The following is a 21,947-nucleotide window of genomic DNA, read 5'->3' as shown; positions in this document are numbered from 1 at the left end:
GATGCGCCGCATGCCGCTGACCACGACCGAGACGCCCGACAACGGGCGGGAGATCATCCGCAAGGTGCTGCCATATCTCTGGCCCAAGGATGCGCCCTGGGTCCGCAAGCGGGTCATCTGGTCGCTGCTGATCCTGATCACGGCCAAGGCGGTCGCGGTCGGCACGCCGTTTCTCTACAAGGCCGCCGTCGATGCGCTGGCGGGCGAGGGGGACAGCGCGGAATGGCTGATGGGGCTGGGCGCGGTGGCGCTGACGGTGGCCTATGGCATGGCCCGGCTGATGAGCACGGGCTTTCAGCAGCTGCGCGACGTGGTCTTTGCCCGGGTCGGCCAGCGCGCCCTGCGCCAGCTGGCCTTTGAGACGTTCCAGCATATGCATCGCCTGTCGATGCGCTACCACATCACCCGCAAGACCGGCGCGCTGTCGCGGATCATCGAACGCGGGGTGAAGGGCGTCGATTTCCTGCTGCGCTTCCTGCTGTTTTCCATCGGGCCGCTGATTATCGAGCTTTTTATGGTCGGCGTCGTGCTCTGGCTCGCCTTCGACATCTGGTATCTGGTTGTCGTGGCCGTGGTGATCGCCGCCTATGTCGCCTTTACCTTCAAGGTCACGGAATGGCGCGTGACCCTGCGCAAGCAGATGAATGATCAGGATACCGATGCCAATCAAAAGGCCATCGACAGCCTGATCAACTTTGAGACGGTCAAGTATTTCGGCGCCGAGGGGCGGGAGGCCGCGCGCTATGACCGCGCCATGGCGGGCTATGAGACGGCGGCGCTCAAGACCGCCTATTCGCTGGCCTTCCTGAACTTCGGCCAGACCCTGCTGATCACGCTGGGGCTGGTCGGCGTGATGGTCATGGCGGCCATGGGGGTGGCCAATGGGACGCTGACCGTGGGCGACTTTGTCATGGTCAATGCCTATATGATCCAGATCTCCATGCCGCTGAACTTCCTCGGCGGGGTCTACCGCGAAATCCGTCAGGCGCTGGTCGATATGGGCGAGATGTTCGGCCTGCTGGAACAGCCGTCCGAGATCCAGGACAAGCCCGGCGCGCCCGCGCTTCTGCCCTCCGGCGGCAAGGTCGAATTCGACGATGTGGCCTTTGGCTACGACCCGGCCCGCGCCATCCTCAAAGGCGTCTCCTTCACCGTGAACCCGGGCGAAAAGCTGGCCATCGTCGGCCCCTCGGGGGCGGGCAAATCCACCATCGGCCGGCTGCTTTTCCGCTTCTACGACACGACAGGCGGCGCGGTGCGGATCGACGGGCAGGATGTGCGCGACGTCACCCAGGACAGCCTGCATGAGATGATCGGCGTGGTGCCGCAGGACACGGTGCTCTTTAACGATTCCGTGGGTTATAACATCGCCTATGGCCGCGACGGCGCCACGCAGGCAGAGATCGAGGCCGCCGCCAAGGCCGCCCGTATCCACGATTTCATCGCCGCGCTGCCGGAAGGCTATGATACCAAGGTGGGCGAGCGCGGTCTTAAGCTCTCCGGCGGCGAGAAGCAGCGCGTCGGCATCGCCCGGGCGCTGCTCAAGAACCCGCCGATCCTGCTGCTGGACGAGGCGACATCGGCGCTCGATACCGAAACCGAACGCGGCATTCAGGAGGCGCTGGAACGCGCCGGGCAGGGTCGCAGCGTGCTGATGATCGCGCATCGCCTCTCGACCGTGGCCGATGCCGACCGCATCGTCGTGCTGGAGGATGGCCGCGTGGTGGAGGAGGGCACCCATGCCCAGCTCCTGACCCTCGGCGGCCGCTACGCCGGTCTCTGGGCCCGGCAGGAGGCAGAGGCGGCCTGAGACGCGCTCCCCCTCCGCCCGCAACCGCCCCCCGGCTTCATCTTGGTAAAAATACTCACGGCGCAGCGGCCGGGCCCGCACCCGGCCCGGCAGATAAACCAGAGCGCCGTCGCGTCATTCCAAAACGAAAAGGGCTTGGAATACCGCCGAATTCCCCCATATCCTGCGAATTGGAATCCGTTTGCGTCGCCTGAACCATGTGATATAGGCGGCGCAGACCAGCCGGGCGCACGGGAACGTGAGCACGGTCTCTCGCATCTTGCGGGATCCCGCATTCCGCGGGAAGCAACCGCCCTCCGGGGCACTTTGGCACGACCCCAGGCAGGTTTGTTCGGGGCGAGGGCAGAACCGGGCGCAGGCCCACAGAGATATGAGGGGATAATCCCATGAGCGATGTCGCAGAGCGCGTGAAGAAGATCGTCGTCGAGCATCTGGGTGTGGAAGAAGACAAGGTGACCGAGAACGCCTCGTTCATCGACGACCTTGGCGCAGACAGCCTCGACACCGTCGAGCTGGTCATGGCCTTCGAAGAAGAGTTCGGCATCGAGATTCCCGATGACGCCGCCGAGAACATCCAGACCTTCGGCGACGCCGTGAAATTCATCAAGGAAGCCGCCTGATCCTTCAGGCCGCCTTGCCAGGTGACACGACAGACCCCCTGCCTCCCGGCGGGGGGTTTTCTTTTGCAACAATCCATGTGGTGTGACCCGGGCCTTATGCCGGCGGCCTCTTCGCTGGTCCCTTGTCCCGTGTCCCTCACCCTTCGGTCCGATGTCCGTCACGCCTGTGACAGGCTCTGGCGTGATGTGACCGGTCCGCATCAGAATACCCCTTGCCTCCGGCAATTATATACCCTGTTATATAACCATGAATGACTCACCTGATGCCCTCCGTGCCCTTGGTCTTCTCGTGCTCGGCTCTCGCCTGCGCCGTCTGGGCGAGCGATTGCAGGCCGACACACAGGTTCTGCTGGACGGGCTGGAGCCGCGCGTGGCCGCGGGCTGCCATCCGCTCCTCAACCTGCTGGATGAGGCGGGGGCGCAGTCGGTGGGCCAGATCAGTGCGGCGCTCGGGGTCAGCCAGCCCGGGGTGACCCGCAATCTGGCAAGCCTGTCCAAACTCGGGGTGATCGCGATAACCCCGGCGCCGGAGGATGCCCGCGTGCGCCAGGTCGCCCTGACCGCGCGGGGCTCCGCGCTGGTGGCAGAGGCGCGCGCCGGCGCTTGGCAAAGGGTCGCCGCCGCGATGGAAGAGCTCTGTCAGGGGTTCGGACCAGAGCTGCTGGATCAGCTGGCCCAAATGGAAGACCGGCTGGCCGACAGGCCGCTGTCGCAAAGAGGAGAGACCAGATGACCCCGCATCCGCTCGACATGCCCGCCCGGGCGGCGCTCAGCTCCCGGCACCGGCCCTTTGGCCTGTGGTCCGGCGAGGCGGCCTGCTACCGGCCCGATATCGTGCCCTTTGCCACCACATCCCCGGCGGAACCCGGCGCCCTTGCGCGGCTGGTCGCGCCGGGCGATCAGGTGGCTTTTCTCGAAACGGGGCTGGTGCCCGACCTGCCGGGCTTTACGGTTCTCGCCCGGGCTCAGGGTCTCCAGATGGTGGCAGAGACATCCTTCGCGCCCGCTGGTGATCCGCGCATCCGGCCGCTCACGGCGGAGGACGCGCCGGACATGCTGGCCCTGGCAGAGCTGACCAAGCCCGGGCCTTTCACCTTGGGCGCGCTGCAGCTTGGCCGGTTCTGGGGCATTCACGAGGCCGGGCGCCTCGTTGCCATGGCGGGTGAACGCATGGCCTGCGACGGCTTTACCGAGGTCAGCGGCGTCTGCGCGCATCCGGAGATGCGCGGGCGGGGGCTGGCCCGGAGCCTGTCTGCACATGTCGCCGGGGTGATCCAGTCCGAGGGTGGTACGGCCTTCCTGCATGCCTTCGCGACCAATGCGGCGGCCATTGGGCTCTACGGATCGCTGGGTTTTGTGCCGCGGGCCGAGATGCAGGTGGCCTTTATGCGGCGCCTGGAGGCGCCCGCCGACTGACCCCCTTGCCATTCCCGGCGCGCCAAGCTCATCTTGACCCGTCCCAGAGGAGGCAGCCATGGTACTATCGCTCAAGGAACTGCGCGCGCTTTACGGCAATGACAAGGGGACGGTGTTCCGGGTCCCGCATCTGAAACGGGTGGCCGATGCGGTCTTTGACGGCGGGCGGCGGGCCTGGCCCTTTGCCGGCGTCTCGACCCTGCTCGACGCCCCTTTCCGGGCGGAAGCGATGACGGCGCTGATGGAGGGGCACCCGGTCGAGGGGATCGATGTGGCGCTCATCGGGGTGCCAATGGACCTGGGCGTGACCAACCGCGCCGGATCGCGACGCGGCCCCAAAGCGGTGCGGGAGATCGAGCGGATCGGCCCCTATAACCGCGTGCTCGACTGCGCCCCCCTCCAGACGCTGCGCTTTGCCGATATCGGCGATGTGCCGATGCGGTCTCGCTATGACCTGACCTCCTGCCACGAGGATATCGAGGCCTGCTATGACAAGGTGCTGGCGGCGGGGCTGATCCCGCTCTCGGTGGGCGGGGACCATTCGATCTCCCGCCCGATCCTGGCGGCGCTTGCCAAGCAACATGGGCCCGTCGGCATGGTGCATATCGATGCCCACGCCGATACCTCGGGCGTCTATGAGGATACCAAGTTCCACCACGGCGGTCCCTTCAGGCAGGCGGTTCTGGAAGGCGCGCTGGACCCGACCCGCACGATCCAGATCGGCATCCGGGGCGGCGGCGATTTCCTGTGGGAATTCAGCTACGAAAGCGGAATGACGGTGATCCATGCAGAAGAGGTGGCCGAGATCGGCCTGCCAGGCGTGATTTCAAAAGCGCTACAGGTGATCAACGTGGGTCCCACCTATGTCAGCTTCGATGTCGACAGCCTCGATCCGGCCTATGCTCCCGGAACCGGCACGCCCGAGGTCGGCGGGCTTGAGCCGCGCGAGGTCATGACACTCCTGCGCGGGCTTAAGGGCATGAACATCGTGGGCGGCGATGTGGTCGAGGTCGCGCCCTCCTATGATCCCACCTCCAACACGGCCCAGGCGGCGGCTCAGATCCTCTTCGAGATTGCTTGCCTGATGGCTCTGAAACCGAAGATATAGAGGGGCGCTGCCCCTCGGCCTGCGGCCTCACCCCGGGATATTTAGAGCAAGAAAAAGCAAGGGGCCGGCGCTTTTTCTTGCCGGAAATATCCCGGGGGGAGCGGCCCTCCGACAGGAGGGGCGCCGGGGGGCAGCGCCCCCCGATTGAGCCAGAAGAATGCGCCCCGCAGGGGCGCGCCTCTGGGTCAGGGACGGGCGGAGATCCGCCCTGCGCCCTCTTGCCCCGTCGCAAGCGCGTGGGGTAAGAGCATCTGACGGAAATTTTGGAAGGGCAGTATCCATGCGTCGTGTCGTTGTCACCGGGCTGGGGCTCGTGACTCCGCTGGCCAGCGGGGTTGAGGAAACCTGGTCGCGTATTCTGGACGGTCAGTCGGGCGCGGGCCCGATCACACGGTTCGATCCGGAGCGGGTGACCACCAAATATGCCATGCAGGTGCCGCTGGGCGATGGCTCCGACGGGACCTTCAATTCCGACGACTGGATGGAGCCGAAAGAGCGCCGCAAGGTCGATGATTTCATCCTCTACGGGATCGCCGCCGCCACCCAGGCCGTGCGCGACGCCGGCTGGACGCCCGAGGACGAGGAAAGCCGTCTGCGCACCGGTGTCATGATCGGCTCCGGCATCGGCGGGCTGCAGTCCATTGAACAGACCACGCTGCTGATGGCCGAGAAGGGGCCGCGCCGCGTGTCGCCGTTCTTCATCCCCGGTGCGCTGATCAACCTGATCTCGGGTCAGGTGCAGATCAAGTTCGGCTTCAAGGGCCCGAACCATGCCGTCGTGACCGCCTGTTCCACCGGCGCCCATGCCATTGGCGACGCGGCGCGGCTCATTCAGTGGGGCGATGCGGATGTGATGGTTGCCGGCGGGGCCGAGGCCGCGATCTGCGAGATCGGGATCGCCGGGTTCAACGCCTGCAAGGCGCTCTCGACCAAGTTCGCAGACGACCCCAAACGCGCCAGCCGCCCCTATGACAAGGACCGCGACGGCTTTGTCATGGGCGAGGGCGCGGGGGTGGTCGTGCTGGAAGACTACGAACATGCCATGGCGCGCGGCGCCAAGATCTATGGCGAATACCTGGGCTATGGCCTCTCGGGCGATGCCTACCATATCACCGCCCCGGATGAGACGATGGATGGCGGTTACCGCTCCATGAAGGCAGCGATCGAACGCGCTGGTCTGACGCCGGCCGATATCGACTATATCAACGCCCATGGCACCTCGACCATGGCGGATACGCTGGAGCTGGGCGCGGTGGAGCGGCTGATGGGCGATGCGGCCAGGAAGGCCACCATGTCCTCCACCAAATCCGCCACCGGCCACCTGCTGGGCGCCGCTGGCGCGATCGAGGCGATTTTCGGCATCCTGGCCCTGCGCGACCAGGTGGCACCGCCCACGATCAACCTCGACAATCCGGAGGTCGCGCCGATGCTGTCGCTCGCGCCCAACGTCAAGGAAGAACGGGAGATCAACGTGGTCCTGTCGAATTCCTTCGGCTTTGGCGGCACCAATGCCTCCATCATCTTCGGAAAGGTCCGGTAAGACCCATGTGGCGCGCCATTGCCTCCAATGCCCTGACGCTGTTTGTGGTGCTAATCTTTCTGGCCGGGGGCGTTGTGCTCTGGGGCAAGGAGCAGTACCGCGCCGAGGGACCGCTGACAGAGGCGATCTGCGTCCGTGTGCCCTCGGGCGAGCGGCTGTCTGCCGTGTCGGAAGAGCTGGAGGAACGGGGCGCCGTGACCTCCGGCGCGATCCTCAGGATCGGCGCCGATTACACCGAGAAGACCGACCAGCTGAAGGCGGGCAGTTTCCTCGTTCCGCCAGGCGCCTCCATGGAGGAGATCGTCGATATCGTCACCCGGGGCGGGGCCAATACCTGCGGGACGGAGATCGTCTATCGCATCGGTGTGAACCGCGAGTCGGTACAGGTGCGCGAACTTGACCCGGCGACGGGCCGCTATGTCGAAATGGCCGAATTCGATCCGACCGAAGGCGCGGAACCGCCGGCGGAATTTACGACGATGCGGGCCCGGGGAGACACCCGGTATCGCGTAACCGTGGCCGAAGGCGTCACGTCATGGCAGGTGATCGAAGGGCTGAAGTTTGTCGATGTGCTGGAAGGCGAGGTGCCCGCGCGTCCCGCCGAAGGGACGCTGGCACCGGACAGCTACGAAGTGCGCCCGGGCGACGACCGGGCGGCACTGGTCGCGCAGATGGAAACGGCGCAGGCGGCGCTGCTGGCCAGTGCCTGGGAGAATCGCGCCTCTGATCTGCCTTACGCCTCACCGGAAGAGGTGCTCGTCATGGCGTCGATCATCGAAAAGGAGACCGGGGTTGCGGAAGAACGGGATCAGGTCGCCTCGGTCTTTGTCAACCGGCTCAATCAGGGGATGCGGCTGCAGACGGACCCGACCGTCATCTATGGGATCACAAATGGCGAAGGCGTTCTTGGCCGTGGCCTGCGCCGCTCCGAACTGGATCGCGCCACGCCCTACAATACCTATGTGATCGAAGGGCTGCCGCCGACACCAATTGCCAACCCCGGCCGCGCGTCGCTTCTGGCCGCCGTAAACCCGGCTGACACGGACTATATCTTCTTTGTGGCAGACGGCTCCGGTGGGCATGCATTCGCGACCAATCTCGAAGATCACAACCGGAATGTCGCGGCCTGGCGCGAGATCGAGGCGTCACGCCAGAACCAGTAGTCTGATCCAATTGCGCGCCTGCGGCGCATTCCGATCTTTGGGCGGGCCTTTCGGGCCCAGGGGGGCTTTGCCCCCCGCACCTCTCCCTGCGGGAGCGGCGCTCCCCCCAGGATATTTTTGTCCCGAAGAAGCCCGGGTTCATCTTCTCTGGTCCGGCAAGTATCCCGGGGGGAGCCGGCGTCAGCCGGCGGGGGGCAGAGCCCCCCTCCGTCGCGATCCGCTCGCGGAGCGCAAAATTCTTAATAATTTGTTACCTGAAAGAGCGTGCGTTAACAGGGGGTTATTTGACCCATCGCGCGGTTCAGGATAGATATACCGCTATGCTGGAACAGGCATGCGAACGGCCCCGGAGGTGTATCCTCCGGGGCCGTTTGCGTGTCTGGCTCCTGCGGGCGGTCGATCAAAACCATCTCAAGAATGGGGCAATAAAAATGACTCTGATTACCAAGGAGCGTGAGACCAGCGCACTCACCGGTCACATCGAAGAAATCGTGGGTGAGCTATGCGAGCTGAAATCCTGTCTGCGTGCAGTGCAGGATCTTGTCCGGCAGGACGATCCCGGGGCGGTGAAGGAGGCGCTGCGCCTCTCGGCCGATATCCGGGGATTTCTGAAAAACACATGGGACCTGGAGGCCCGGATCAATGAAGACAGACGCAAGGAGCTCGGCATTGCCGGAGATATCGGATTCGACCTCGGCGCTGCCCGGGCTGAGATCGGGTGCAAGCTGGATCGCCTCAGAGGATGCTGTGGTGCAGGATCTGTTTCTGGATGATCTGACGGAGGGAGAGCTTCTGGCTCTCCCTTTTCTCTTTGAATTCTGGGCCATGCCGCATCAGCTGCCGCCAGAGGGGGACTGGCGCAGCTGGGTAATCCTCGGCGGGCGCGGCGCGGGCAAGACGCGCGCCGGGGCGGAATGGGTGCGGTCCATGGTCGAAGGCGACCGTCCGCTCGACCATGGGCACTGCCGCCGTGTCGCGCTGGTGGGGGAAACGATCGACCAGGTGCGGGAGGTGATGATCTTTGGTGACAGTGGCATCCTCGCCTGTTCGCCGCCCGACCGCCGCCCCGACTGGTCCGCCACCCGCAAGCAGCTGACATGGCCCAATGGCGCCGTGGCTCAGGCCTTCTCGGCGCATGAGCCGGAGGGGCTGCGCGGCCCGCAGTTCGACGCCGCCTGGGTCGATGAGCTGGCCAAGTGGAAAAAGGCGCGGGACACCTGGGACATGCTGCAATTCGCCCTGCGGCTGGGCGACGACCCGCGCTGCTGCGTCACCACCACGCCGCGCAACGTGGGGCTGTTGAAGGATCTGCTGCAGATGCCCTCCACCGTCACCACCCATGCGCCGACAGAGGCCAATCGCGCCAATCTGGCCGACAGTTTCCTGCGGGAGGTGCGCGCGCGGTATGCCGGGTCACGGCTGGCACGGCAGGAGCTGGACGGCGTGCTGCTCGACGATCTGGATGGAGCGTTCTGGACTTCGGACATGCTGGATGGCTGCCGGGTCGACTCTGTGCCCGCTTTGGACAGGATCGTGGTGGCCGTGGACCCGCCCGTGACCGGCCATTCTGGATCGGATGAATGCGGGATCGTCGTGGCGGGGGTCACCGGCGGCGCCACACCCGCCGACTGGCGCGCCTATGTGCTGGAGGATGCCTCCGTCACCGCCGCCTCCCCGGTGCAATGGGCGGAGGCCGCCGTGGCCGCCTTTGCCCGTCATAACGCGGATCGCATCGTGGCGGAGGTCAATCAGGGCGGCGATCTGGTAGAGACGGTGATCCGCCAGATCGACCCTCTGGTGCCGGTCAAACAGGTGCGCGCAACACAGGGCAAGGCCGCCCGGGCAGAGCCTGTCGCGGCGCTTTACGAACAGGGGCGGGTGTCGCATGCCGCCCCGATGCCTCTGCTGGAGGATCAGCTTTGTGCCATGACCACAAGGGGTTACGAGGGAAAGGCCAGCCCCGACAGGCTCGATGCACTGGTCTGGGCGCTGCATGAGCTGATGATTCTCCCGGGGGCGTTGCGTCGAAACCCGAGGGTGCGTTCGCTCTAGGAAGACCGTCTTAACCATTTGCGAACACATTGCCCTTCAAGCGCCGTGGGGGCGTGGAGTGGAAGGAGCGACAGGATGGGTGTCATCGACTATTTCCGGCGGGACACGCCCGTGGAGGAGGTCAAGGCCAGCGCCGCTGGGCCGGTGATCTCTTACCATTCGGCGGGGCGCGTGGTCTGGTCGCCGCGCGATATGGCCACGCTGACCCGGACCGGGTTCGCCGGCAATCCGGTGGGTTTCCGGGCGGTCAAGATGATCGCAGAGGCGGGCGCGGCCCTGCCTCTGGTCCTGCAGGATGCGGAGCGCCGCTATGAGGTGCATCCCGTCCTGTCGCTTCTGTCCCGTCCCAATGGCGCGCAGGGCCGGGCAGAGCTGCTGGAGGCGCTTTATGCCCAGCTTCTGCTGACCGGCAATGGCTATCTGGAGGCCGTGGCGGGCGAAGAGGGCGCGCCGGTGGAGCTGCATGTGCTGCGCTCCGACCGGATGGCGGTGGTGCCCGGGGCGGACGGCTGGCCGGTGGGCTATGACTATGCCGTGGGCGGGCGTAAGCATCGGTTCGATGCGACCGGGCCGCGCGCAAGTGTCTGTCATATCCGCAATTTCCATCCGCAGGACGATCATTACGGGCTGTCGGCGCTACAGGCCGCGGCGCAGGCGCTGGACGTGCATAATTCTGCCTCCGCCTGGTCCAAGGCGCTGCTGGACAATGCCGCGCGGCCTTCGGGTGCGATCGTCTATGGCGCCGCAGACGGGGCGGCGATGGCTGGCGATCAATATGACCGGCTGGTCAGCGAGCTGGAGGCGCATCACATGGGCGCGCGCAATGCGGGGCGGCCGATGCTGCTGGAAGGGGGGCTCGACTGGAAACCGATGGGGTTCAGCCCCTCGGACATGGAATTCCACGAGACCAAGCTCGCCGCCGCGCGCGACATCGCGCTGGCCTTCGGCGTGCCGCCCATGCTGCTCGGCATCCCCGGAGAGGCGACCTATGCGAACTATCAGGAGGCGCACCGGGCGTTCTTTCGCCTGACCGTGCTGCCGCTGGTCAGCCGGGTGACGGCCTCCATCTCCCACTGGCTGCAGGGGTTCACCGGCGATTCGGCGATGCTGAAGCCGGACCTCGATCAGGTGCCGGCGCTGGCCGCGGAACGCGACGCGCAATGGGCCCGTGTGGCCCGCGCCGACTTCCTGACCCGCGCCGAGAAACGCGCCCTGCTGGGCCTCCCGGCGGAGGAGGCGGAATGACCGATCACGCCCCCCGCCGCTACGGGTTTGAAAGCTTCGACTGCGCGCCGGCGCTGCGTCTGGAGGCGCATGAGCGGGTGTCGCGGCTGGAAAACGACCGCATCCACGACCAGCTGACCCGGCTTGAGGTGGTGATCGAACGGCTGGAACGACGGCTCTGGCTGACCGTCTACGGCGTGGTTGCGGTGATACTTGCAGAAGGCTTCCAGTCGATCTTAACCCGGCTGCCCTGACAGTGAAGGAAAAGGGATTAACCCATGGATATTGAATGTAAATTTCTGCCCATGACGACCGGCGTTTCGGTCACCGACGATTTCCGGATCACGGGCTATGCCAGCCGTTTCGGCGCCTCCGATCAGGGCGGCGATACGGTGGCGAAGGGGGCCTATGCGGCCTCTCTGGCGACCGGGCGCAAGGTGATGATGCTCTGGCAGCACGACCCCTCGCAACCCATCGGGATCTGGGAGGAAATCCGCGAGGATGACGCCGGGCTCTGGGTCAAGGGCCACCTGCTGGAAGGGGTCGAAAAGGCCCGCGAAGCAGCGGCGCTGATCCGGGCCGGCGCGATTGATGGCCTCTCCATCGGGTACCGTACGGTCCGGGCGGAGAAGGCTGCGGGGGGCGGCAGGCTCCTCACCGAACTGGAGCTCTGGGAGGTGTCGCTTGTCACTTTCCCGATGCTTCCCAGTGCGCGGGTTTCGGCCAAGGGCGACAGCCCCGACGACCCCCTGCGCGATGTGGCGGCGGCGCTGAATGCGGCGCGGCAGGAGATGGCGGGCCAGGCCCCGCGCTGAACCCTTCGAAGGGAAACGAAGATGACGACACCCGAGAGCACTTCTCGGCCCGGAGAGGCTTTGTCTCCGGCCGCCGAGGTGAAGACCGCAGTGGCGGGATTCGTGACGGAATTCAAAAGCTTCCGTGACGGGATCGAAACCAGATTGAAACAACAGGAAAGCCGTTTGACCATGCTTGACCGCAAGACAACCCTGGGCCAGCGCCCGGCGCTCGCGACGGAGGCCGATGCCGCCGCGCCCCATCTCAAGGCCTTTGGCGCCTATCTCCGCTCCGGCGACGATGACGGGCTGCGGGGGCTGGTGCTCGAAGGCAAGGCCATGAGCACGGCCATGGCGGCCGATGGCGGCTACCTTGTCGATCCGAAGACCTCTGAGACAGTGCAGAACGTCCTCTATTCCTCCGCCTCGCTGCGTCAGGTGGCCAATGTCGTGCAGGTGGAGGCGACCTCCTACGACGTGCTGGTCGACACGACCGACATCGGATCCGGCTGGGTGTCGGAGACGGGGTCGGTGTCGGAATCGACCACCTCCGTCTTCGACCGTATCTCCATCCCGCTTTATGAGCTTTCGGCGCTGCCCAAGGCCTCCCAGCGGCTGCTGGACGACGCGGCGTTCGATATGGAGGGCTGGCTGGCCGCGCGGATCGCCGACAAGTTCGCCCGCTCCGAGGCATCGGCGTTTGTCTCCGGCAATGGCACCGATAAACCCACGGGATTCCTCACGAAAACCAAGGTAGCCAATGCGTCCTGGGACTGGGATGAGCTGGGCTATATCGCCACCGGATCGGATGGCGCCTTTGACCCCAACGACCCGGCGGATGCGATTGTCGATCTGGTCTATGCGCTTGGCGCCCGCTACCGCGCCAATGGCACTTTCGTGATGAACTCCAAGACGGCGGGCGCAGTGCGCAAGCTCAAGGATGGCGACGGCCGGTTCCTCTGGTCCGACGGGCTGGCGGCGGGCGAACCGGCGCGGCTGATGGGCTATCCGGTGCTGGTGGCCGAGGATATGCCCGATATCGCCTCCGGCAGCTTCTCCATCGCCTTCGGGGATTTCCGGGCGGGCTACACGGTGGCCGAACGTCCCGATCTGCGGGTGCTGCGCGATCCCTTCTCCGCCAAGCCGCATGTGCTCTTCTACGCGACCAAACGCGTCGGCGGCGATGTGACCGATTTCGCGGCGATCAAGCTGCTGAAATTCGGCGTGTCCTAAGGCGCGCCGGGTCGCCGGGGGCCTTCGGGTCCCCGGTGTGGGCGCGGTCCTTTGCTGTCCAGCTGCTCCCTCCGTCCGCGGCAGCGGGGTGGCCGCGCCTGACGGATTTACGAAAGGGTTCGGGAATGTTGATCGAGGAAAACGAGGTTCCGCTGGCCGCGCTGCCGGTCGAGGCGCTGAAATCCCATCTCCGGCTGGGGACGGGCTTCACGGGGGCCAGCCTGCAGGACGAGGTGCTGGAGAGCTTTTTGCGCGCCGCGTTGGCGGCCGTGGAGGCGCGGACCGGCAAGGCATTGATTCAGCGTACGTTTCTTTGGACTTTGCCGCGCTGGCGCGACCCCCGGGCCCAGGTGATTCCCTTGGCGCCGGTGTCGGCCATACTGGAGGTCACCCGTCTGGATGCCGCGGGCGTCAGCGAGGTTGTGGATGCGGCGCGCTACCGGCTGGTGCCCGATGCCTTTGCCCCCATGCTGGAAGCGCGCGGTCCCGATCTGCCGCCGGTGCCGGAGGGCGGGTTGATGCAGGTGCGCATGACCGCCGGGTTCGGTCCGGACTGGGACGGGATTCCGGCCGATCTGGCACAGGCGGTGATGATGCTTGCCGCGCATTACTATGACAATCGCGATGCGATGGGGCTGGGACCGGGCTGCATGCCCTTTGGGGTCACGTCGCTGCTTCAGCGGCACCGGCCCTTGCGGCTGTTCAACGGGGGAGCGTGGTGATGGTCCGGCTCAACCGCAGGCTGATCCTTGAGGAATTCCTCCGTATGCCGGACGAGGCGGGCGGATTCACCGAAAAATGGGTGCCGCTGGGCCAGTGCTGGGCGGAGATCATGGCACGGACCGGCCGGGGGGCGGAGTTCGGAAATCTGCCGACGTCCCGGATGTCCTGGCGGATTGTGGTGCGCGGGACACCTGTGGGCGGCATCGAACGCCCCCGCGCCGGGCAGCGGTTCCGCGAGGAAGACCGGTTCTACCGAATCGAGGCCGTGGCAGAACGCGACCCGGAAGGCCGGTTCCTGACCTGCTTTGCGACAGAGGAGGTCGCGGCATGACTTATGCCCTGTCGGGGGCCTTGAAAAAGGCTGTATATCAGAGGCTTACGGGAAGTGATGCGCTGCAGCAGATGGTTGGCGACGCGATATTCGACGCGCCTCGGGTCGGGGCCATCCCGTCGCTTTATGTGAGCATCGGGCCGGAGGTGGTGCAGGCGCGTTCCGACCGGAGCGGCGCTGGTGCCCGGCATGACTTTACCGTGTCGGTCGTTACCGACAATGCCGGGTTCCAGCAGGCCAAGGCCGTTGCCGGGACCGTGACCGATGTGCTTTCCGGACCGATTGGTCCACTCGATCGCGGGCGGGTGGTCGCTTTGAATTTTCGTCGGGCCCGGGCCCGGCGTGACGAGGCCGGGCAACAGAGAAGGATCGATCTGATCTTTCGTGCCCTGCTGGATGATCAACCTTAAGGTGATTGGAGCCTGACATGGCAGTACAGAATGGCAAGGACCTGTTGGTCAAGGTGGATATGGCCGATGACGGTCAGTTCCAGACCCTCGCGGGGCTGCGCGCGACGCGCGTCTCCTTCAATGCAGAGACGGTGGATGTGACATCGCTGGAAAGCACGGGCGGCTGGCGGGAGCTGCTGGGCGGTGCTGGTGTCCGGTCGGCCTCGATTTCCGGGGCCGGGGTGTTCCGCGATGCCGGGTCGGACGAACGGGCGCGTCAGATCTTCTTTGACGGCGAGGTGCCGGATTTCCAGGTGGTGATACCGGACTTCGGCATTGTGGAAGGACCGTTCCAGGTCACCGGGCTGGAATATGCCGGGTCGCATGACGGGGAGGCGACATATGAGATGTCGATGGCCTCTGCCGGTGCGCTGACATTCACCGCGATCTGAGGAGGGCGACATGGTCAACCCCCATGCCGGAGAAGTCGCGCTGACCATCGATGGCGAGCGCTTTGTGATGCGGCTGACGCTGGGTGCCCTGGCGGAGCTTGAGGCAGCCATGGCGGCCGGGTCTCTGGTTGAGCTGGTGGAACGATTTGAAAAGTCGGGGTTTTCTACCCGGGACGTGTTGTCGCTGATCGTGGCGGGTTTGCGCGGTGGCGGCTGGAAAGGCGGGGCGGAGGACCTGCTTTGCGCGCAGATCGACGGCGGCCCGGTGGGGGCGTCGCGGGCCGCGGCAGAGCTGCTGACGCGGGCCTTTTCCCTGCCGGGAGAGCTGCGGTGAAAACCGACTGGGCGGGTCTGCTGCGGGCTGGACTGATCGGTCTGCGGCTCCGCCCGGCGGAGTTCTGGGCGCTGACCCCGGCCGAGCTGAGGATGATGCTGGGCGATGCGGGCGACCGCCCGCTGGATCGCCGGCGGCTGGATGAGCTGCTGGAGGCGTTTCCGGACGAGGTGATCTGGAAAGAAGGTGGAGAGAATGGACGAGATTGAGGGGTTCGGGGATCTGGGCACTCAGGTGGCCGCGCTGGAGCTGTCGCTGGGCGGGGCCACGGATATGGCCGCCGGATTTGAAAGCGAGCTGCGCCGCATGCGCACGGCTCTGGCCGAGACGGGCAAGGATATTTCCACCGTCGAGAGCGGGCTGAGCCGGGGGCTGCGGCGGGCGCTGGACGGTGTTGTGCTGGACGGGGCGAAGCTGTCGGATGCCCTGCAGGTGGTGGCGAATTCCATGGTGAATGCGGCCTATTCGGCGGCGGTCCGGCCGGTGACGGATCACTTTGGCGGGATGCTGGCGCGTGGGGTCGGGTCGTTATTTCAGGGGCTTATGCCTTTTGCCGAGGGTGCCGCGCTGTCGCAGGGGCGGGTGATGCCCTTTGCCAGCGGCGGCGTGGTGCGCAGCCCCGTGACCTTTCCGATGCGCGGCGCCACCGGGCTGATGGGCGAGGCCGGGCCGGAGGCGATCCTGCCGCTGTCACGCGGCACGGACGGGCGGCTTGGCGTGCGCAGCCAGGGCGGCGGCGTGACGGTCGTGATGAACGTCCAGACTCCCGATGTCGAAACATTCCGCCGGTCGCAGAGCCAGCTTGCCGCCCAGATGGGCCGCGCGCTGAGCCGCGGCCAGCGCAACCGCTGATTTCCTGAAGGAGGGCGCGATGTTCCACGAGGTCAGGTTTCCCCCGGCGCTGAGCCGCGGTTCCTCCGGCGGGCCGGAGCGGCGGACGGAGATCGTCACGCTTGCCAATGGCTATGAAGAGCGCAACGCGCCCTGGTCGCAGTCCCGCCGGCGCTATGACGCCGGGGTGGCGATGCGGTCGATGGACGATATCGAGGCGCTGATCGCCTTTTTCGAGGCAAGGCAGGGCCAGCTTTACGGGTTCCGCTGGAAGGACTGGGCCGATTACCGGAGCTGTGCGCCCTCGGGCGTGATTTCTGAGACGGATCAGGTGGTTGGTCTGGGCGACGGTGACAGCCTGACCTTTGGTCTGGCGAAGAATTACCGCTCCGGCGCCTATGTGCACCGGCGGGAGGTGACAAAGCCTGTGGCCGCGACGGTCAAGGTCGCTGTGGGCGGGGATCTGTTGAGCGAAGGGGTGGATTACACTCTGGACCTGACGACTGGACTGATCGTTCTGGTCAGCGCGCCGCCCGCGGGCATGGAGGTGACTGCGGGGTTCGAGTTCGACGTGCCGGTGCGGTTCGATACGGACCGGATCGCGGTCTCCGTCGCGTCGTTCCAGGCAGGCGATGTGCCCTCGGTGCCGGTGGTGGAGGTCAGGGTATGAGCTTTGACGCGGGTCTGAAGGCGCATCTGGCGGGCGGGGCGACCACGGTCTGTCACGCCTGGGCGATTGTACGGCGGGATGGCGGGACGCTTGGCTTCACCGATCACGACCGGGATTTGTCCTTTGATGGCCTGGAGTTCCGGGCGGACAGTGGGTTGTCGGCGCTGGCCTTGCAGCAGGGCACGGGGCTCTCGGTCGACAATTCGGAGGCTCTGGGGGCGCTGACCTCCGCCGCTTTGACGGAGGCGGAGATCGATGCGGGCCGGTTCGACGGGGCGGAGGTGCGGGCCTGGCTGGTCAACTGGGCCTCTGTTGGCGAACGCCAGCTGATGTTTCGCGGCACGATCGGAGAGATTACGCGGGCTGCAAATGGCTTCCGGGCGGAGCTGCGCGGGCTGGCGGAGGGGCTGAACCAGCCCTCCGGCCGGGTCTATCAGAAGGGCTGCGGTGCGGTGCTGGGGGATGCGGCCTGCGGGATCGATCTGAGCTTGCCGGAATATCTGGCGGAAGCGGCGGTCCTTGAGGTCGAGGGCGGGCGGCTGGTACTGCCCGCGCTGGCGCAGGCGGAGGGGTGGTTCGAACGCGGCAGACTGCTGGTTCTGGACGGGGCGGCCGAGGGGTTGGTCGGCGCGGTGAAACGCGATCTGGTGGTGGAGGCCGGGCGGGAGCTGCATCTGTGGCAGACCCTGCGCGCGCCTCTGGCCGTAGGGGACCGCGTGCGGGTGACGGCGGGCTGTGACCGGCGGTTCCACACCTGCGGGGTCAAGTTCCATAATGCGCTGAATTTTCAGGGTTTTCCGGATATTCCCGGCGATGACTGGATGACCGTTGTTCCGGCCGCCAGCGGGCAGAGCACCGGGGGGAGCCGGCGATGAACGACTATGTCACGGCAGCGCGCGGCTGGATCGGCACGCCCTATCTGCATCAGGCCTCTGCGCGCGGCGCGGGGACGGATTGTCTGGGCCTGATCCGGGGGATCTGGCGGGAGGTGCTGGGGGCGGAGCCCGTGGCGGTCCCGGCCTATACCCGCGACTGGTCGGAGGCGGGCGGGCAGGAGGCGCTCTGGCAGGCGGCGCTGACCCATCTGGAGGGCAAGGCGCTGACCGCGGCCGCGCCCGGCGATGTGCTGCTGTTCCGGATGCGCGACCGGGGCGTGGCCAAGCATCTGGGGGTGCAGGGGGAGGTCGGGGCCAGCCCCAGCTTCATCCATGCCTATTCCGGCCATGCGGTGGTCGAAAGCGCGCTGACGCCCCCCTGGGCGCGGCGCATCGTGGCGCGGTTTGCCTTTCCGGTGAAGGAGTAACCTCATGGCAACATTGCTTTTGTCGGCGGCGGGGGCGGCGATTGGCGGGTCCCTTGGCGGGACGGTTCTGGGGCTGTCCTCGGTCGTGGCGGGGCGGTTCGTCGGCGCCGTCCTGGGCCGGGCGATCGACCAGCGGCTGATGGGTCAGGGATCGGATACCGTGGAGACGGGGCGGGTCGAGCGGCTGCGTCTCATGGGCACGGGCGAGGGCGATCCGGTGGTGCGGGTGCACGGGCGGATGCGGGTCGCGGGCCAAGTGATCTGGGCCACCCAGTTCGAGGAGGTCGTGACGGAGACGGGGGGCGGCAAGGGCCTGCCTTCGCGGCCCACGGTGCGGGACTATTCCTACCGGGTAAGCCTGGCCATCGCGCTCTGCGAGGGGGAGATTTCCGGCGTGGGCCGGGTCTGGGCCGACGGGGCGGAGATTGCGACGGATGATCTGGGGATGACCGTCTACAGGGGCAGGATGGACCAGCCGCCCGATCCGAAGATGGAGGCGGTGGAGGGCACCGGCCTCGTGCCCGCCTATCGCGGCACGGCCTATGTGGTGCTGGAGGATCTGGACCTTGGCCGGTTCGGCAACCGGGTGCCGCAGTTTTCGTTCGAGGTGGCGCGGCCTGCGCCTGTGGAGATCGGGCCGGATGATCCGGCGCGGGCGGTGCGCGGCGTGGCGATGATCCCCGGCAGCGGCGAATATGCGCTGGCGACGACGCCGGTCACGGTCGATCTGGGGGCGGGCAATGTGCGGTTGGCCAATGTGCATGCGGCCTCGGGCAAGGCGGATTTGCCCACGGCGCTGGATCAGCTGGAGATGGAGCTGCCGGAGTGCCGCTCGGTCTCGCTCATCCTGTGCTGGTTTGGCGATGACCTGCGCTGTGACCGTTGTTTTATCCGCCCCTGCATTGAGTTTACGGAACAGGAAGGGGAGGAGATGCCCTGGTCCGTCGCGGGGCTGGACCGTGCCTCCGCCGAGCAGGTGCCGCTGGAGGAGGGGCGTCCGGTCTATGGCGGCACACCTGCCGATGCCTCTGTCGTGGAGGCGATCCGGGAGATGACTGCGCGCGGGCTGAAGGTGATGATCTACCCGTTCATCCTGATGGACCAGATGGCGGGCAATGTGCTGACCAACCCCTGGACCGGGGAGGCCGGCCAGCCGGTGCTGCCCTGGCGCGGGCGGATCACCGGGTCCGCTGCACCTGGTGTGGCGGGGTCGCCGGATGGGACGGCGGCGGCCGGAGTTGAGGTGGCGGCGTTCTTTGGCACCGCCGCTGCGGCGGATTTCACGGTGGGCGACGGGGTGGTGAGTTACGGCGGCCCTGATGAATGGCGATATAACCGGTTCATCCTGCATTGCGCGGCGCTGTCGGCTGCGGCGGGGGGCGTGGATGCCTTTTGCATCGGGTCGGAAATGCGCGGGTTGACGCAGCTGCGCGACGATCTGGGGTTTCCGGCGGTGGGGCAGATGCAGGCGCTGGCGGCGGAGGTTCGGGCGCTGCTGCCCGGGGCCAAGCTGGGCTATGCCGCTGACTGGTCGGAATATTTTGGCTACCAGCCGCAGGACGGGACGGGGGACCGGTATTTCCACCTCGACCCGCTCTGGGCCGATGCGAACTGCGATTTCATCGGGATCGACAATTACATGCCGCTGTCGGACTGGCGGGAGGGCGAGGCGCATCTGGATGCGCATTGGGGGGATATCTACGCGCTCGATTACCTTCGGTCCAATGTCGAAGGGGGCGAGGGGTATGACTGGTATTACCATTCGGCAGAGGCGCGGGCGGCGCAGATCCGCACCCCGATCACCGATAGCGAGGGGGAGCCGTGGATCTGGCGCTACAAGGACATCCGCAACTGGTGGCTCAACGCGCATTACGAACGGATCGGCGGTATCCGGCAGGCCGAACCCACGGCATGGGAGCCGCAGTCGAAACCGATCTGGTTCACGGAGCTGGGTTGCGCCGCCATGGACAAGGCGACGAACCAGCCGAACAAGTTCCTCGACCCGAAATCCTCGGAATCGGTGCCACCCTATCATTCGACCGGGGCGCGGGATGACCTGATCGCGATGCAGTACCTGCGGGCGATCTATTCCTATTGGGACGATGTGTCGAAGAACCCTCGGTCTGTCATCTATGACGGGCGGATGCTGGATATGGACCGCGCCCATGTCTGGGCCTGGGATTCGCGGCCTTTCCCGTGGTTCCCGGCCAATGAGGCGGTCTGGTCGGACGGGGCGAATTATGCGCGGGGGCATTGGCTGACGGGGCGGGCCTCGTCCCGCTCTCTGGCCTCGGTCGTGACGGATATCTGTGCTGCGTCAGGGGTTTACGAGATCGATACTTCGCGGCTCTGGGGTGTGGTCTGGGGCATGGAGGAGCCTTTGGGCGGCACGCCCCGGCAGGCGCTGCAGGCGCTGATGCTGCGCTTCGGCTTTGATGCGGTGGAGCGGGAGGGCGTCCTGCGGTTCCGGATGCGCGACGGGCGTGCGGACCGGGTGCTGGAGCCGGGGCGGCTGGCGCTGTCGGATGAGGTCGAGGGCGGGCTGGAGGAGGCGCGCGCGTCTGAGGCAGAGCTGGCGGGGCGGGTCCGCGTGCGGTTCGTGGAGGCGCATGGCGCCTTCGAGACGGTGGCGGAGGAGGCGTATCTGCCCGGGGCCGATACGGATGTGGTGGCGGGGCAGGAGCTGCGTCTGGTGATGCTGCGCGGCGAGGGGCGGCAGGTGGTCGAACGCTGGCTGATCGAGGCGCAGGTGTCGCGCGATACCGCGCGGCTGGCCCTGCCGCCGTCAGAGGGCGATCTGGGGCCGGGCGATGTGGTGGAGATCGCGGAGTCTGGCCTCTACCGGATCGACCGGGTGGAGCGCGCCGGGATGCTGCTGGCGGAGGCGGTGCGGGTCGATCCGGAAGCCTACCGGCCCGTCGTCGTCGACGGCGATGCGCTGCGCGCGCCTGAGTTCGTGCCGCCGGTGCCGGTGCTGCCGCTCTTCCTCGACTTGCCGCTGATGACGGGGGCGGAGGACCCGGTGGCGCCGCATCTGGCGGTGGTGGCCAACCCCTGGCCGGGGGATGTGGCGGTCTATTCCTCTGCCGTGGCCGGAGAGGGCTATGTCTTTGACCAGCTTGTGGAAAGCTGGTCCGTCATCGGGGTGACGGAGACCGCGTTGCAGGCCGCCGGACCGGGCCGGGTGGACCGGGGCGCGGCGCTGAGGGTTCGGCTGACGCGGGGGGCATTGGCGTCGATTTCGGACGCGGCGCTGCTGGCGGGTGGGAACCTGCTGGCGATTGGCGATGGCTCCCCGTCCGGGTGGGAGCTGATGCAGGTGCGCGATGTGGTGGCGCTTGGCGGTGGCGGGTTTGACCTCAGCTACCGGCTGCGGGGGCAACTGGGGACGGATGCGGGCATGCCTGCGGTCTGGCCCGCCGGGTCTTACGTCGTCGCGATGAACGGCCGGCCCGGGCAGATTGCCCTGACGCCGGCGCAGCGCGGCCAGACCCGGCATTTCCGCATCGGCCCGGCCTCGCGCGATCTGGGGGACAGCAGTTACCGGGCGGTGAGCCATGCGTTTCAGGGCAACGGGCTGAAACCGCTGAGCCCGGTGCATCTGCGGGTTTCCGGAACAGGCGATCTGGATGTGACATGGATCCGGCGCTCGCGGGTCGATGGCGATGGCTGGGACGTGCCGCTGGGCGAGGAGGCAGAGCGCTACAGGATCGAGGTCCGGGACGGCGCGACGCTGCTCCGCGAGGCGGAGGTGACGGCGCCGCAATGGCTCTATTCGGCGGCGATGCAGGCGGCGGATGGCGGCACGGCGGGGCGGGAGCTGCGGGTGGCGCAGATCTCGGCCAGTTTCGGGCCGGGGGATGCGGCGGTTGTGATGCTGTGATATCATCACAGATGGGAATGCATTCGGATCACAGCATTGCGTTTTCCAGCGGCGCGCCTATCTGCTAGGGT

24 protein-coding genes are annotated in these 21,947 nt (G+C 66.6%); all 24 read left to right on the top strand.

The genetic code is table 11. The features are described 5' to 3' along the window. The first annotated feature begins 1 nt into the window (after position 1). Positions 2–1,810, top strand: a complete 1,809-nt coding sequence (locus ACRARG_RS03855) for an ABCB family ABC transporter ATP-binding protein/permease (protein ID WP_432688655.1) — start codon at positions 2–4, stop codon at positions 1,808–1,810. 386 nt (positions 1,811–2,196) lie between these two features. Next, positions 2,197–2,430 carry an acyl carrier protein gene (locus tag ACRARG_RS03850; protein WP_043747637.1) on the top strand — a complete coding sequence of 78 codons (234 nt, stop codon included), beginning with the start codon at positions 2,197–2,199 and terminating at the stop codon, positions 2,428–2,430. Positions 2,431–2,677: 247 nt separating this feature from the next. After that, complete coding sequence (locus ACRARG_RS03845; RefSeq protein ID WP_432688654.1) at positions 2,678–3,163, top strand: MarR family winged helix-turn-helix transcriptional regulator; 486 nt, start codon at positions 2,678–2,680, stop codon at positions 3,161–3,163. Further along, positions 3,160–3,846 carry a GNAT family N-acetyltransferase gene (locus ACRARG_RS03840; protein WP_432688653.1) on the top strand — a complete coding sequence of 229 codons (687 nt, stop codon included), beginning with the start codon at positions 3,160–3,162 and terminating at the stop codon, positions 3,844–3,846. Before ACRARG_RS03845 ends, ACRARG_RS03840 begins: the two co-directional genes overlap by 4 nt. A gap of 58 nt (positions 3,847–3,904) precedes the next feature. Then, on the top strand, positions 3,905–4,954 hold the full coding sequence (gene speB, locus ACRARG_RS03835) for an agmatinase (RefSeq protein ID WP_432688652.1): 1,050 nt from the start codon (positions 3,905–3,907) through the stop codon (positions 4,952–4,954). Positions 4,955–5,234: 280 nt separating this feature from the next. After that, positions 5,235–6,494, top strand: a complete 1,260-nt coding sequence (gene fabF / locus ACRARG_RS03830) for a beta-ketoacyl-ACP synthase II (protein ID WP_432688651.1) — start codon at positions 5,235–5,237, stop codon at positions 6,492–6,494. Positions 6,495–6,499: 5 nt separating this feature from the next. Beyond that, complete coding sequence (mltG, locus tag ACRARG_RS03825; protein ID WP_432688650.1) at positions 6,500–7,657, top strand: endolytic transglycosylase MltG; 1,158 nt, start codon at positions 6,500–6,502, stop codon at positions 7,655–7,657. Positions 7,658–7,977: 320 nt separating this feature from the next. Beyond that, the gene (locus ACRARG_RS03820) at positions 7,978–8,430 is read left to right on the top strand and encodes a hypothetical protein (protein ID WP_432688649.1); all 453 of its coding nucleotides are present in this window, start codon (positions 7,978–7,980) and stop codon (positions 8,428–8,430) included. Further along, a complete protein-coding gene (locus tag ACRARG_RS03815) occupies positions 8,366–9,709 on the top strand; it encodes a DNA-packaging protein (protein ID WP_432691313.1) in 1,344 nt (447 codons plus the stop codon). Before ACRARG_RS03820 ends, ACRARG_RS03815 begins: the two co-directional genes overlap by 65 nt. A gap of 75 nt (positions 9,710–9,784) precedes the next feature. Continuing rightward, positions 9,785–10,954 (top strand): phage portal protein, encoded by a 1,170-nt coding sequence (locus ACRARG_RS03810; RefSeq protein WP_432688648.1) that lies wholly within the window; start codon positions 9,785–9,787, stop codon positions 10,952–10,954. Beyond that, positions 10,951–11,187 (top strand): GTA head formation protein, RCAP_rcc01685 family, encoded by a 237-nt coding sequence (locus ACRARG_RS03805; RefSeq protein ID WP_432688647.1) that lies wholly within the window; start codon positions 10,951–10,953, stop codon positions 11,185–11,187. Before ACRARG_RS03810 ends, ACRARG_RS03805 begins: the two co-directional genes overlap by 4 nt. 24 nt (positions 11,188–11,211) lie before the next feature. After that, positions 11,212–11,748: an HK97 family phage prohead protease gene (locus ACRARG_RS03800; protein ID WP_432688646.1), complete on the top strand. Its 537-nt coding sequence runs from the start codon at positions 11,212–11,214 to the stop codon at positions 11,746–11,748. Between the two features lie 21 nt (positions 11,749–11,769). Continuing rightward, positions 11,770–12,960 carry a phage major capsid protein gene (locus tag ACRARG_RS03795; RefSeq protein ID WP_432688645.1) on the top strand — a complete coding sequence of 397 codons (1,191 nt, stop codon included), beginning with the start codon at positions 11,770–11,772 and terminating at the stop codon, positions 12,958–12,960. A gap of 125 nt (positions 12,961–13,085) precedes the next feature. After that, positions 13,086–13,682, top strand: a complete 597-nt coding sequence (locus tag ACRARG_RS03790; RefSeq protein ID WP_432688644.1) for a head-tail connector protein — start codon at positions 13,086–13,088, stop codon at positions 13,680–13,682. Next, positions 13,682–14,014 carry a head-tail adaptor protein gene (locus tag ACRARG_RS03785; RefSeq protein ID WP_432688643.1) on the top strand — a complete coding sequence of 111 codons (333 nt, stop codon included), beginning with the start codon at positions 13,682–13,684 and terminating at the stop codon, positions 14,012–14,014. Before ACRARG_RS03790 ends, ACRARG_RS03785 begins: the two co-directional genes overlap by 1 nt. Then, positions 14,011–14,424: a DUF3168 domain-containing protein gene (locus tag ACRARG_RS03780; RefSeq protein WP_432688642.1), complete on the top strand. Its 414-nt coding sequence runs from the start codon at positions 14,011–14,013 to the stop codon at positions 14,422–14,424. Before ACRARG_RS03785 ends, ACRARG_RS03780 begins: the two co-directional genes overlap by 4 nt. A gap of 17 nt (positions 14,425–14,441) precedes the next feature. After that, positions 14,442–14,855, top strand: a complete 414-nt coding sequence (locus tag ACRARG_RS03775) for a phage major tail protein, TP901-1 family (protein ID WP_432688641.1) — start codon at positions 14,442–14,444, stop codon at positions 14,853–14,855. 10 nt (positions 14,856–14,865) lie between these two features. Beyond that, positions 14,866–15,189, top strand: a complete 324-nt coding sequence (locus ACRARG_RS03770; RefSeq protein ID WP_432688640.1) for a GTA-gp10 family protein — start codon at positions 14,866–14,868, stop codon at positions 15,187–15,189. Next, positions 15,186–15,398, top strand: a complete 213-nt coding sequence (locus ACRARG_RS03765; protein ID WP_432688639.1) for a rcc01693 family protein — start codon at positions 15,186–15,188, stop codon at positions 15,396–15,398. The genes ACRARG_RS03770 and ACRARG_RS03765 overlap by 4 nt, the downstream gene beginning before the upstream one ends. Beyond that, a complete protein-coding gene (locus ACRARG_RS03760) occupies positions 15,385–16,041 on the top strand; it encodes an RcGTA-type gene transfer agent tail tape measure protein (protein ID WP_432688638.1) in 657 nt (218 codons plus the stop codon). The genes ACRARG_RS03765 and ACRARG_RS03760 overlap by 14 nt, the downstream gene beginning before the upstream one ends. A gap of 19 nt (positions 16,042–16,060) precedes the next feature. Beyond that, positions 16,061–16,690: a phage distal tail protein, Rcc01695 family gene (locus ACRARG_RS03755; protein WP_432688637.1), complete on the top strand. Its 630-nt coding sequence runs from the start codon at positions 16,061–16,063 to the stop codon at positions 16,688–16,690. Further along, the gene (locus ACRARG_RS03750) at positions 16,687–17,565 is read left to right on the top strand and encodes a phage/gene transfer agent baseplate hub protein (RefSeq protein ID WP_432688636.1); all 879 of its coding nucleotides are present in this window, start codon (positions 16,687–16,689) and stop codon (positions 17,563–17,565) included. The genes ACRARG_RS03755 and ACRARG_RS03750 overlap by 4 nt, the downstream gene beginning before the upstream one ends. Further along, a complete protein-coding gene (locus tag ACRARG_RS03745; RefSeq protein WP_432688635.1) occupies positions 17,562–17,993 on the top strand; it encodes an NlpC/P60 family protein in 432 nt (143 codons plus the stop codon). Before ACRARG_RS03750 ends, ACRARG_RS03745 begins: the two co-directional genes overlap by 4 nt. 4 nt (positions 17,994–17,997) lie before the next feature. Beyond that, a complete protein-coding gene (locus tag ACRARG_RS03740; RefSeq protein WP_432688634.1) occupies positions 17,998–21,876 on the top strand; it encodes a baseplate multidomain protein megatron in 3,879 nt (1,292 codons plus the stop codon). Positions 21,877–21,947: the final 71 nt, after the last annotated feature.

It is taken from the genome of Pseudooceanicola profundi, assembly GCF_050897955.1.
Classification (GTDB): domain Bacteria; phylum Pseudomonadota; class Alphaproteobacteria; order Rhodobacterales; family Rhodobacteraceae; genus Pseudooceanicola.
Note: the sequence above shows the minus strand (reverse complement) of the source record. Positions and strands in the feature narration are given on the sequence as shown.

Excerpts from the sequence above, each read along its gene's own strand:
- ACRARG_RS03855 (WP_432688655.1), top strand. The coding sequence starts at position 2 with ATGCGCCGCATGCCGCTGACCACGACCGAGACGCCCGACAACGGGCGG.
- ACRARG_RS03850 (WP_043747637.1), top strand. The coding sequence starts at position 2,197 with ATGAGCGATGTCGCAGAGCGCGTGAAGAAGATCGTCGTCGAGCATCTG.
- ACRARG_RS03845 (WP_432688654.1), top strand. The coding sequence starts at position 2,678 with ATGAATGACTCACCTGATGCCCTCCGTGCCCTTGGTCTTCTCGTGCTC.
- ACRARG_RS03840 (WP_432688653.1), top strand. The coding sequence starts at position 3,160 with ATGACCCCGCATCCGCTCGACATGCCCGCCCGGGCGGCGCTCAGCTCC.
- speB (WP_432688652.1), top strand. The coding sequence starts at position 3,905 with ATGGTACTATCGCTCAAGGAACTGCGCGCGCTTTACGGCAATGACAAG.
- fabF (WP_432688651.1), top strand. The coding sequence starts at position 5,235 with ATGCGTCGTGTCGTTGTCACCGGGCTGGGGCTCGTGACTCCGCTGGCC.
- mltG (WP_432688650.1), top strand. The coding sequence starts at position 6,500 with ATGTGGCGCGCCATTGCCTCCAATGCCCTGACGCTGTTTGTGGTGCTA.
- ACRARG_RS03820 (WP_432688649.1), top strand. The coding sequence starts at position 7,978 with ATGCTGGAACAGGCATGCGAACGGCCCCGGAGGTGTATCCTCCGGGGC.
- ACRARG_RS03810 (WP_432688648.1), top strand. The coding sequence starts at position 9,785 with ATGGGTGTCATCGACTATTTCCGGCGGGACACGCCCGTGGAGGAGGTC.
- ACRARG_RS03805 (WP_432688647.1), top strand. The coding sequence starts at position 10,951 with ATGACCGATCACGCCCCCCGCCGCTACGGGTTTGAAAGCTTCGACTGC.
- ACRARG_RS03800 (WP_432688646.1), top strand. The coding sequence starts at position 11,212 with ATGGATATTGAATGTAAATTTCTGCCCATGACGACCGGCGTTTCGGTC.
- ACRARG_RS03795 (WP_432688645.1), top strand. The coding sequence starts at position 11,770 with ATGACGACACCCGAGAGCACTTCTCGGCCCGGAGAGGCTTTGTCTCCG.
- ACRARG_RS03790 (WP_432688644.1), top strand. The coding sequence starts at position 13,086 with ATGTTGATCGAGGAAAACGAGGTTCCGCTGGCCGCGCTGCCGGTCGAG.
- ACRARG_RS03785 (WP_432688643.1), top strand. The coding sequence starts at position 13,682 with ATGGTCCGGCTCAACCGCAGGCTGATCCTTGAGGAATTCCTCCGTATG.
- ACRARG_RS03780 (WP_432688642.1), top strand. The coding sequence starts at position 14,011 with ATGACTTATGCCCTGTCGGGGGCCTTGAAAAAGGCTGTATATCAGAGG.
- ACRARG_RS03775 (WP_432688641.1), top strand. The coding sequence starts at position 14,442 with ATGGCAGTACAGAATGGCAAGGACCTGTTGGTCAAGGTGGATATGGCC.
- ACRARG_RS03770 (WP_432688640.1), top strand. The coding sequence starts at position 14,866 with ATGGTCAACCCCCATGCCGGAGAAGTCGCGCTGACCATCGATGGCGAG.
- ACRARG_RS03760 (WP_432688638.1), top strand. The coding sequence starts at position 15,385 with ATGGACGAGATTGAGGGGTTCGGGGATCTGGGCACTCAGGTGGCCGCG.
- ACRARG_RS03755 (WP_432688637.1), top strand. The coding sequence starts at position 16,061 with ATGTTCCACGAGGTCAGGTTTCCCCCGGCGCTGAGCCGCGGTTCCTCC.
- ACRARG_RS03750 (WP_432688636.1), top strand. The coding sequence starts at position 16,687 with ATGAGCTTTGACGCGGGTCTGAAGGCGCATCTGGCGGGCGGGGCGACC.
- ACRARG_RS03745 (WP_432688635.1), top strand. The coding sequence starts at position 17,562 with ATGAACGACTATGTCACGGCAGCGCGCGGCTGGATCGGCACGCCCTAT.
- ACRARG_RS03740 (WP_432688634.1), top strand. The coding sequence starts at position 17,998 with ATGGCAACATTGCTTTTGTCGGCGGCGGGGGCGGCGATTGGCGGGTCC.